This is a genomic window from Candidatus Magnetobacterium casense, assembly GCF_019173545.1.
In the GTDB taxonomy this organism is placed as follows: Bacteria; Nitrospirota; Thermodesulfovibrionia; order Thermodesulfovibrionales; family Magnetobacteriaceae; genus Magnetobacterium; species Magnetobacterium cryptolimnobacter.
Genome location: NZ_JABXWD010000092.1, coordinates 1 through 10,848 on the forward strand (window position 1 = coordinate 1; position 10,848 = coordinate 10,848).

General features: G+C 51.1%; 12 protein-coding genes. 9 read left to right on the forward strand and 3 right to left on the reverse strand.

Translation table 11 applies throughout. The features are described from left to right. The 7 genes from HWQ67_RS06850 to HWQ67_RS06875 all read left to right on the forward strand — a co-directional run. A partial coding sequence (locus tag HWQ67_RS06850) for an NAD(P)H-hydrate dehydratase (protein WP_218251935.1) occupies positions 1-807 on the forward strand: 807 nt, incomplete at its 5' end. A 292-nt stretch (positions 808-1,099) separates the two neighbouring features. Continuing rightward, positions 1,100-2,485, forward strand: coding sequence for an argininosuccinate lyase (argH, locus tag HWQ67_RS06855; protein WP_255317154.1), 1,386 nt, complete (start codon positions 1,100-1,102; stop codon positions 2,483-2,485). Then, positions 2,485-2,628, forward strand: a complete 144-nt coding sequence (locus HWQ67_RS20440; protein ID WP_425340708.1) for a lipoprotein — start codon at positions 2,485-2,487, stop codon at positions 2,626-2,628. The genes argH and HWQ67_RS20440 overlap by 1 nt, the downstream gene beginning before the upstream one ends. A gap of 21 nt (positions 2,629-2,649) precedes the next feature. After that, a complete protein-coding gene (gene ruvC, locus HWQ67_RS06860; protein WP_218251937.1) occupies positions 2,650-3,144 on the forward strand; it encodes a crossover junction endodeoxyribonuclease RuvC in 495 nt (164 codons plus the stop codon). Positions 3,145-3,282: 138 nt separating this feature from the next. After that, positions 3,283-4,158 carry a TIGR02757 family protein gene (locus HWQ67_RS06865; protein WP_218251938.1) on the forward strand — a complete coding sequence of 292 codons (876 nt, stop codon included), beginning with the start codon at positions 3,283-3,285 and terminating at the stop codon, positions 4,156-4,158. Positions 4,159-4,343: 185 nt separating this feature from the next. After that, positions 4,344-5,942 (forward strand): murein biosynthesis integral membrane protein MurJ, encoded by a 1,599-nt coding sequence (murJ, locus tag HWQ67_RS06870; RefSeq protein ID WP_218251939.1) that lies wholly within the window; start codon positions 4,344-4,346, stop codon positions 5,940-5,942. After that, positions 5,935-7,107, forward strand: a complete 1,173-nt coding sequence (locus tag HWQ67_RS06875; RefSeq protein ID WP_218251940.1) for a M20 metallopeptidase family protein — start codon at positions 5,935-5,937, stop codon at positions 7,105-7,107. Before murJ ends, HWQ67_RS06875 begins: the two co-directional genes overlap by 8 nt. A gap of 23 nt (positions 7,108-7,130) precedes the next feature. Here HWQ67_RS06875 and HWQ67_RS06880 read toward each other — a convergent pair whose 3' ends face one another. Next, positions 7,131-7,916, reverse strand: coding sequence for a hypothetical protein (locus HWQ67_RS06880; RefSeq protein WP_218251941.1), 786 nt, complete (start codon positions 7,914-7,916; stop codon positions 7,131-7,133). A gap of 180 nt (positions 7,917-8,096) precedes the next feature. Between HWQ67_RS06880 and nadD the strand changes: the two genes are divergently transcribed. Further along, positions 8,097-8,777 carry a nicotinate (nicotinamide) nucleotide adenylyltransferase gene (gene nadD, locus HWQ67_RS06885; RefSeq protein WP_218251942.1) on the forward strand — a complete coding sequence of 227 codons (681 nt, stop codon included), beginning with the start codon at positions 8,097-8,099 and terminating at the stop codon, positions 8,775-8,777. A gap of 21 nt (positions 8,778-8,798) precedes the next feature. On the opposite strand, the gene HWQ67_RS06890 is transcribed toward nadD, so the two are convergent. Together HWQ67_RS06890 and HWQ67_RS06895 are read right to left on the reverse strand one after the other, a co-directional pair. After that, positions 8,799-9,449, reverse strand: a complete 651-nt coding sequence (locus tag HWQ67_RS06890; RefSeq protein WP_218251943.1) for an HAD family hydrolase — start codon at positions 9,447-9,449, stop codon at positions 8,799-8,801. A 27-nt stretch (positions 9,450-9,476) separates the two neighbouring features. Continuing rightward, entirely contained in the window at positions 9,477-9,893 is a 417-nt protein-coding gene (locus HWQ67_RS06895) for a ferritin-like domain-containing protein (RefSeq protein ID WP_218251944.1), read from the reverse strand. Between the two features lie 285 nt (positions 9,894-10,178). Between HWQ67_RS06895 and HWQ67_RS06900 the strand changes: the two genes are divergently transcribed. Continuing rightward, on the forward strand, positions 10,179-10,848 hold a 670-nt coding region (locus HWQ67_RS06900; protein ID WP_218251945.1), incomplete at its 3' end, for a hypothetical protein.

The following is a 10,848-nucleotide window of genomic DNA, read 5'->3' on the forward strand; positions in this document are numbered from 1 at the left end:
AAGACGGGTTCAGTGTTAATGGCCGGCAGGGCAGCGTTGCGCACCGGCTCAGGGCTGGTGACCATCGGGGTGCCAGAGACGCTGATGGACGTGTATCAGACAAAGGTGCTTGAGGAGATGACCCTGCCATGTGCAAGCAACAGCAAGAAGGGGTTTTCAAAAGACGCCCTGCCACAGATACTTGATTTTCTGGGCAAGAAGTGTGATTGTCTGGCCATTGGTCCGGGCATGGGCGTGGATGACGATACGGTTGAGATCATAAGGGGTGTGATAGAGAGGTCTCCGGTGCCGGTGATTATAGATGCCGACGGTATAAACAGCCTTGCAATGCTTGACTATACGGAGAGGTTGGGTGTTTTGAACACCTCTCGTTCGCCTGTCATAATAACGCCTCATGCAGGTGAAATGGCTCGTCTGTTGTCGGAGGGGCCGGGGGAACTGACCTCCTTGATTTCCGACATAGAGTCTGACAAGATAAACTGTTCGGCGCGCTTTGCCACCGCCTCCACCGCCTATGTAGTGTATAAGGGCGCTCCAAGCGTGACAGCCGATCCGGAGGGCAAAACCTTCGTAAATCCATCGGGGACGGCTGCAATGGCCAAGGCCGGTTCCGGGGACGTCCTGACGGGCATCATTGCCTCCTTTGCCGGTCAGGGATTGCCTCCGTTGTATGCAACACTCCTGGGGGTCTACGTCCACGGTCTTGCCGGGGAGTTGGCCGCTGAAAGAGCGGGGTTGCACAGCACGCTTGCAAGTGAGATCATCGACAGCATATCACAGGCATTGAATCTGCTCATGGAGATGTAAGAAGAAGAAAGACAAATAAGGGGGCGGTATGTTATGAAATGTGACTTTGCCAATCTATATTTTTTGTAATAGTTCACCCCCCTAAGAAGAAGGAAAGAAAGGGGCGGCTCCGCCCCCCTTCAGAACCCCCTGCAAGGTGGCCAGCCCCCTTGACCCCTTCTTACCTTGTTGACATTGGGTTGATTATACACAACATTTCAATTGTATAGCTGAACTATTACTATTTTTTTTACAATTCACTGCAGAACATCTCTTGACCAATGTACTGGTAAAAGTATATCCTCAAATAGTGATGAAGAAACTATGGTCTGGCAGGTTTACCGCTGGTGTGGCGGCCAGCGTGGAGGGCTTTACGGAGTCCATATCGTTTGACAAGCGACTCTGGCCCTACGACATTGAGGGGACTACTGCGCACGTGAAGATGCTGCAAAAACAACGCATCATAACCGATGTCGAGGCCCAAGCCATATTGACAGCGCTGGAGGAAATCGCCGAAGATATCCGCAACGGACGCTTCACCTTCAGACAGGAACTTGAGGACATCCACATGAATATAGAGGCCGCCCTGATAGAAAAGGTCGGAGATGCTGGCAGAAAGGTGCATACCGCCCGCTCGCGCAACGACCAGGTAGCCCTCGATATCAGACTCTATCTCAGGGACGAAACCCGTGAGGTGAGCCGTCGGATTGAGGCATTTATCGATACCCTTGTGGATATCTCCGAGGGACACATAGATACCATCATGCCGGGTTACACGCACATGCAGCGGGCACAACCGGTCTCCCTGGCACAACACCTACTGGCCTATGCACAGATGCTCGTGCGTGACCGGGAGAGATTTGAGGATGCTTTTAAGCGGATCGACACCCTGCCCCTGGGCGCCTGTGCCCTTGCCGGAACCACTCTGGATATCGACAGGGAGTATGTAGCCCAACTGCTTGGCTTTGGACGTATCGCAGATAACTCCATGGATGCCGTTTCAGACAGAGACTTCATCGTTGAGTTCATATCGGATGCTGCCGTTGTCATGATGCACCTCAGCAGGATGGCCGAGGAGATAGTTCTGTGGGCTAGTGTGGAGTTTGGCTTCATAGAAATCGCCGATGCCTTTACCACCGGTTCAAGCATCATGCCACAGAAGAAAAACCCCGACGTGGCCGAACTAATCAGAGGAAAGACCGCAAGACTCTACGGCTCCCTGATGAGTATACTGACGCTGATGAAGGCGCTTCCCATGACCTACAACAGGGATATGCAGGAAGACAAGGTAGCCCTCTTTGACGCCGTTGATACGGTTAAGGTATCCCTGGAGATCATAAACGAAATGATGCAAAATGTTAGATTCAACAACGTTCGCATGTATGAAACCGCAGCCGGAGGTTTTTCCCTGGCCACAGACCTCGCCGAGTATCTCGTCAGAAAAGGCGTACCCTTCAGGAGCGCACACGAAATAACCGGCAGAATTGTCAGACACTGCATCGACAACAACAAAAAAGAACTAACCGAATTAACACTGGAGCAGTTCCACGGTTTTTCACCACAGATAGAGGCCGATATATACAATGCCCTGACACTTGAGAGCTCCATTGCCAACAAAAGGGCCTACGGTGGCACCTCACCCCGGGAAATAAAAAACCAGATCGACAGATTAAGAAAACTCCGCAAAGAGACTCCCTAATGCGAAATACATTGCAAAAGGCATTGCAAGCCGTCCTGATTGTCACACTGAGCCTTTCTCTCTGTGCGTGTGGCAAGAAGGGGCCTCCGACGTTAAAGAATAAAGAAAAGAGTGAGAGCCCTGTCAGGCAATCCACTGATTAACACCTGTGGCCGATTCCACCAGTGAAGGTAGTGATAGGAATCGACCCTGGCAGTATAGTGTGTGGCTATGGAGTGGTTGCCAAAAAGGGGCACGAACTCCATTATGTTACCTCCGGCGATATCCGCATGTCAAAGGGCAAGCCCCTGGAGCTAAGATTAAAGCAGTTGTTTGAAGAGCTGAGGGCAGTTATAAGGGATGTACGCCCCGATGAGGCAGCCATAGAGAAGGTGTTCTATGCACGGGGTAAGCAGGCTGCGTTGCACTTGGGACATGCGCGTGGTGTGACCATGCTGTCAGCCGCCATCGAGGATGTCCCGGTTGTCCAGTACAGCGCCCTGGAGGTCAAAAAGGCCGTGGTGGGCTATGGCAGGGCCGACAAGGACCAGGTAATAAAAATGACCAGACTGATCCTTGATATTGGCGCTGAACTCACCTCAGACAGTGCCGATGCCCTTGCCCTTGCCCTCTGCCACCTCAACTCCATCAATATTTTTAAAGCACTATCGGGTGTATAAATTGTATCCTCTAAGAAAAGCATGGTAAGATGGGGTCAAGGGAGCTGGCCCCCTTGCAGGGGAGGTCTGAGGAGGGGGCGGAGCCGCCCTCCTTCTTTCTTTTACCATGCAATATAAAGAGGATACTATAAAGCGACCATGTTGAAGCAGGTACTTGATAGCTTTTATGCCGGGTTTGACTTTAAAAGAGGCATCTTAAATGACCCGGTAGAGTTTCCCCATCGCTACACCGACCCCATGGATATTGAGACGGTGGCGCTTATTGCCTCCTCATTTGCCTACGGTAAGGTGGAGTTGTTTAAGTCTGTAACAGAGTCGATCCTCTCCAGGATGGGACAGAGCCCGGCGGCATTCCTGTACGACTTTGATGTGAGAAGGCAGCGGGATAACTTTGAATCCATATACTACCGTCTGAACAAGGGTAAGGACATATGCGCCCTGCTATACCTTATCCATAAGGTGTTACGGCGCAAGGGGTCTGTCAAAGCCGCATTTTTAAGACATGACTACCAGAAGTCTCCACTGCTGCCCCCCAAGGTCGGGGGAGATTTGGTGTACAACATGCTTGCCAGGTTTACCGATTACGTGGGCGAAATCGACACGACAGCCGTCTACGGAGCCAATATCCGACCTACCGGGCTTTTGCAGTTGTTTCCCTCTCCGTATAAGGGCAGCGCCTGTAAGCGTCTGAATATGTTTCTGCGATGGATGGTGAGGGACAAGGATACAGACTTCGGACTATGGGGGGAGGTACCCAAGAATGCACTCATTATCCCGCTTGATACGCATATCGCCAGGGTAGGACGCTGCCTGGGATTCACAAAGAGAAAGACCAACGACTGGAAGACTGCTCTGGAGATCACGGATGCCTTAAAGGCCTTTGACCCCGATGACCCGGTCAAGTATGACTTTGCCATGTGTCACCACGGCATATCCGGTTACTGCAACCCCGCACAGGGACAGACTAAGTGCAACGACTGCCCATTCAGGCCACATAAAGCTGGGATCGTATGACGGCCCCGTACAACGGAGTATGGCCAATAGACTTCCTACAAAACAAACAGCTTGACACCGGAGCGCTGATCGTATAAAATTAGATACTGATACAATGGCGATTTACACCATATGAGGATACCAGGATGGCAGTGCATCACGCAATAGGCTCCTCCGGGCGGTTTTAAGTTGCCACCGGACAGACCTTGAACACAAACGGAAAGATAGCGCTGTCGGCCTTTGTCATGTCCGTGGCCACGTTTATAAGCCGCGTGCTTGGCTTTATACGGGACATGATCGTGGCACGGTTCTTTGGTGCATCGGAGGTGTCTGACTCTTTCTTCGTTGCCTTCAGAGTGCCCAATCTCCTGAGGGAGCTGTTTGCCGAAGGCTCCATGTCAAGCGGCTTCATACCCGTGCTGACACAGTACAGGACAAACAAGGGTGAAGCAGAAGCAATTGACCTGGTCAGGGTGACGTTTACCTTTATCGTCGTAGTCATCGGGCTTCTGTGCGTGCTTGGAATTGTTTTTGCCGAGCCAATCGTAAGACTCATAGCGCCCGGATTTGCCAACGATCCGGCCAAGTTTGCCGGCACCGTTACACTGACGCGGACGATGTTTCCGTTTTTGCTGTTTGTCAGCCTCTCTGCCCTGACCATGGGCGCCCTTAACACAAAGAAAAAGTTTTTCGTACCCGCTATGGCCTCGGCGAGTTTTAACGTTGCCATAATCGTCACCATCATCGCCTTCTATGACCGCTTCAGGGAACCGGTGATGGCCGTTGCCGTGGGGGTTACGGTAGGGGGACTGGCACAGTTTATATGGCAGTTGCCCATATTCTTTAAGAACAACTACTCGCTGCGACCAAACTTCCGCTTCTCACATCCCGGCTTAAAACGGATCGGTGCGTTGGTCTTTCCTGCGGCGGCGGGCACGGCCGTGGCACAGCTCAACATCTTTATGAGCACAATACTGGCCTCCTACCTGCCCACGGGGAGTATCACGTACCTGTACTATGCCATGCGCCTGATCCAGTTTCCGGTGGGGATATTTGGCGTGGCCATGGGGATGGCCGTTTTGCCGGCGCTGTCCGAGCACGCCTCACGGGGCGACTTTGAAACCCTCACCGGGGACTTTGCCTTTTCGCTCAAACTCCTCTTTGCTATAACGGTGCCATCAATGGTGGGACTGATCGTGTTGGCAGAACCTATTGTGAGTACATTGCTACAGCGCGGCCAATTTGACCACGCCGCAGTAGTGTCAACGGCATCCGCCCTGGTGTGCTACAGCATGGGTATTTGGGCAATGGTTGGGGTCAGGGTGGTGGCATCGACGTTCTATGCCATGCAGGATACCAAGACCCCCGTAAAGACCGCCATTGTTTCGGTGCTGGTAAACATCCTCCTGAGCATCATCCTGATGCAGTCCCTGTCACATGCAGGGCTTGCGCTGGCAAATGCCCTGGCATCGATGCTGAATTTTTCGTTGCTCTTTTACATGCTCAGGGGCAGGCTCCTGACACTTGACGCCGGGGATATCGGTGTGGCCTTTGTCAAGACGTTGACCGCTTCGGTGGTAATGGGGGCAATGGGATGGTATATGGTCAAACTCTGGCACTGGGACTCGGGGGACAGCGGGTTTAGTAAGGCGGCATTTTTAACTTGCACTATTGCGTTGTGTGTGGTAGCATATACGGTGGTTGCATGGGCACTTAGGAGCGAAGAGATACGCTATATCTTTCAGATGGTCATGGCCAGGATGCGGGGCAGAAGATTAAAACATCAGGAGGCAGCAGATGGATAGAGTACGGGAAATCGTATCTGATGAGTTATTTGCATGGATCAGGCAGATAAGACGGACAATACACGAGGAGCCGGAGGTCGGCTTTAAAGAATACAAGACCGGTGAACTTATCGGCAGGTACCTTGACGGGCTTGGCATAGGGTACATAAGCGGAGTGGCAAGGACTGGCATAGTTGGGAGGCTGGTCACCGATGAGAGGCGTCCAACCGTGGCACTGAGGGCGGATATGGATGCACTGTCGTTGACGGAGGAGACGGGTCTGCCTTTTGCGTCGAAGGTCAAGGGTGTTATGCACGCCTGCGGGCACGATGGCCATGTGGCAATGCTGTTGGGCGCAGCCAGGATATTAAAGGAAAACCCACCGCCGGGCAATGTCGTCTTTATCTTCCAACCAAACGAGGAAGGCTCCGGGGGGGCAAGGCCAATGATAGACGAAGGGGTTACCAAGGGCATTGACGCCATATATGCCGCACACCTGGACAGTCACTACGCCACCGGAGAGATAGCCATAAAGCCGGGAGTCAACTCGGCATACACGGACACCTTTGAGGTGCAAATTGTCGGCAGTGGCGGACACGGCGCCAGACCACATGAGGCCGTGGATGCCCTGATGATAGCCTGCCAGATTGCCATACAGTTTCAGTTGATAGTGTCGCGTGAGCTTGATCCGTTGCAGCCGGCGGTGTTGACCATAGGGCAGTTACATGCCGGCACCGTTTCAAATGCCATCGCCGAACGGGCGCTGCTGCGGGGCACCATCCGAACCACCAGTGACCACATCAGGAAACGTATCATCGAGCGGATGAATGTCATAGCCACAGCCTTCTCAACCCTCAACAATGCCTATTTGGAGGTCAGACACTTTGAGGGATATCCCCCCGTGGTCAACCACCAGCGGGAGTATGAGATTGTCCGGGAGGTGGCCGAAAACCTCATCGGTAGCGAAAAGATAATCGACATACCACTGCCCAGCATGGGTGGGGAGGACTTCAGTTACTTTCTCAGGGAGGTGCCGGGCTGCTTTTATCGCATCGGGGCAAGCATCGGCTCACCACCGGGAACCCCCTTGCACTCACCACACTTCGACTTTGACGAGGATGCCCTCCGCATCGGCGCAGCATTTATGGCTGAACTTGCCGCCACCACACTCAGAACAATACAATAAGCACTCCCGAACAAGGAGGGGGATCACTTGGGAAATGCCTTTTCTATGGTATCTCTTATTCTTAGCTCCCTCTTATCGCCCTTCTCTTTCCACTCTGTGTAGTTGGCCTTTGCCTTTGCTTCGAACTCGTCATAGACCTGCTCTACATTGATCAGGGATATTGTGACAAGGGTTCTCTTGGGATTGATGTCTTCGCTAAAAGAAACGTTAAAGACGTAGCATTTGCTTTCGTGTATGATGTTGTATGTAAACACATATCGTTCCCATTTTTGCAGGGCTTGTTCACCGGAGAAAAACTCCTTTTCATCCGGGGTGCCGTATCTATTTTCAAACGCAAGGGATAATTCCTTTGCGTAGTGCTCCTGTTCATCGTTAACGATCACGCTTGAAATTCCAAACACCTTGTTGTCAACAACTTCGATGCCATAGAGGCCGGCTAATTTCTGGTCTGCCATGGATTTTAAGAAAGTTGCGATAATCTTTTTAAATTGCGCCTGATGGTATTGTTTAGGAATCTTACTGGCTATCGGAGGTAAGACACCGAAGGCCTTTTCTTTTTCGTCGTAAGGTTCCAGTTTTTCGGATGCTATAATATCACCCGGAGTCATTTTTTGTCTTGCCTGCAGTTCAGAGTCAATCTTATATGTCTTAATCAGCGTGCTTATTTTGGGTTGATTCTTGTGTAAATTCCTAAACGAATGTCTTGTCTCTGCCAGTGCTCTCGATGAAATTGCACCCTGCAGGCAGCACAGGGCAACAGTAACAACTGCCACAATTAACAGTCTTGCCTTCACATCTTTCAGCTTCATTATAATTACCTCCAAAATGGCTTATTTATCGCCTTAGACGCAGAGTAAATACCCCACGCACAACAGACACTTTAATCTGAAGCCTAGTTAGTATTGCAGCACTATTGCTAGTTTGTCAACAGAAAAAGATTTCAACCTTGTAAACCCCCTTGTTAATAATCTACACTATAAAAGTACGCAATGAGTGAAAGACACCGGATAGGCCTATACGGCGGTACATTTAACCCCATCCATGTAGCGCACTTAACGGTGGCACAGGAGATATGGTTGCATTGCCGACTTCAGCGGGTCATCTTTATCCCTTCGTACAACCCTCCGATAAAGCGGGAAGGCATTGTGTCCTTTGCCGACAGGGTTGCGATGATTGAGATGGCCATCGGGGATAGTCCATATTTGCAGCTATCCGAGGTGGAGGCCGGGCGACAGGGGCCTTCCTATACCCTCCTGACCCTCATGGATATGCGAGCGCAATTTCCGGGCAGTGAGTTGTTTTTCATTGCAGGGATAGACACCTTCCTGGATTTGCCCAACTGGCACCTGCCTCAACAGATCGTTTCAACTACCAACTTTATCGTGACAACAAGGCCCCCCTGGCATGCGACGGATTTGCTGCAATCACCGTTTGTTCAGACGCCGGAGGAAGCCTTGGTGGGGTTTGAAGGTGCCGGTCACACATCCATAGAGTTACCGGTCAGGGGCGGTAACAGCCTCATTCTCTGCAAGGTTACACCCCTGGAGATTGCCTCTTCAACCATCAGGGAGTTGACCCGTCTGGGCAAGGACACGACACACCTCCTGCACCACAACGTGCATACATACATAAACGTCAAGGGGCTGTACAAACAACCCACCAGTGTCTGACTTAATGCGGGGGTGCGTGGTCTATAGCGACAACCGGCGTATTATCGGGAGCAGTTGAACGAGGTCATTTTCGATTATGAAGTCGGCCCCTCTCAGCGTCTCAATTGGCCTGTACCCGTAGGCTACGGCTACGGTTGTGGCCCCGGCCCCTCTGCCTGCCTCGATGTCGTAGCTGCTATCGCCTACCATAAGGGTTTCCTGTGGGGAGACCCCAAGTATTTCCATCGTCTTGAGCACCGGCAGGGGGGATGGCTTGCGTTGAGTAAAGGTGTCGGAGCCACTGACCAGGTCAAAGTAGTGCGCCATCTCAAGCCCTGACAGCAGTTGCTCAGATAGCGCCTTCGTCTTGTTGCTGACCACTGCCTTCTTGCAGGCGGATAACGCCTCAAGGGTCTCTATGACCTTATCGTATGGCCTCGTGTAGTCCATGACGTGCTGCAGGTAGTAGTTGACGAAGACCTCCAGCATGGCGTCCTGCTTTTCAACGAGTCTGCCACCCGATGCCTTCGACAGCAGATTACCCACGCCCTCGCCAACGTAACCCTTGACCTCCTCTGCGGTCAGCCCAGGCAAGCCAAAACAGGTCATGGTGTAATTGACCGCCTGTGCTATATCCGCTATCGAATCAACCAACGTGCCGTCAAGGTCAAAGACTATCAGTTTAACTTGCATTTGTTCAGGTAAGGGCCTCAGTGCCCGCTACTCACCCAACAGCGTAGTGAAGGTGCTGTGGTGCTGTTCTTCCTCTGCCAGTATCTGCTCAAAGAGTATCCTGGTTGTGGAGTCGGCCTCATCATTGGCCAGCTTGATGATCCTTTTGTATAGCTCAATGGCGGCCAGCTCCTCGTTGATATTCTTTTGGAGCATCTCCTGCTCGGTGCCCTCGATGTCAGCCACATCAGGTATCGTAGTTGGTACCCTGCCCAGATAGTGCAAGCGTTCCGCTATCTTTTCGGCATGAATCATCTCGGCAATAGCTATCGCCCTGAACTCTGCGCCTATGAACTTCGCTCGCTTGCCCTTGATCATTATATGCTGAAACATGTACTGGATGCTCACCTTTAACTCCCTTGCTATGGCCTGGTTCAACATGTCCATCAGTGCATTGCTTGCCATAAAAAAATCCTCCTTATTGTTTTGTCTGTCACTTTTGTATCGTATCATTTGCTCCTTAAAGATTATAATAAGATTAATCCAGACAAGTCAATTGAAAAAATTCTTGACAGGAATTCATAGATATGATATAATAATTGGCATGTATTTAGCTGATTTTATGAAAATCAAAGAGACAAAAGGGACGACTCGACCATGTCGTAAGCATAGTTTTGCCCGTTTGTATGCCATACAATATCAAAAGTCATGTGTTATGAGTTATTGTCCTGCCAGAAATTATAGACACACATGAATGTTATAGATAAGGTAATAGCCTGGTTGCAGGCAGAGATAGACAAGCTCAAGCGTCTGAAGAAAACGCAAGGCGCTGAGGATAGTACATCGGAAATTGATATCGTCCAATCTCTGTATGTTAAGCTGAGGGCGGACTACGACAACCTCGTCAACAACTACACCAGCCTGCAAGACAATCACATGCTGGTGACAAAACAGTTGTCGAAATTACGCGTAGGGATAGAGAACTTTAAGGAACTCAACTCGGGTCTGCGCAAGGCCTCTGAAACCAAACGGATGACCATTGACAGACTACAGCAGGAACTCCGGTTTGCACAGTCTCAGTATGACAGTTGCATGGCCAGGTTGCATAGTGAAATAGACTTGGCCAAGAGTGAAAATGCCACGTTGCAACAGAAACTCATGGAGAGAGAGGCTTACATCGCTCAGTTACAGATTCATTGCCACGATACTGACCATCAAACACCAACAGACCAGGGCGATGTTGTGGCAGTACAGCCGAAACCGCCGGAAGTAACAGAGCAGCCAGGAGAACCGGCTCGCATAAAAGGCAAGTTTGACCCCCTGTGGTATGACGAGTATCACCGCAGAAATAACGCCAGAACCCCAAAGGACAAAGACTATCTGAGTCTGCGGGCATTTGCCAGGGAAAAAGGCGTAGACA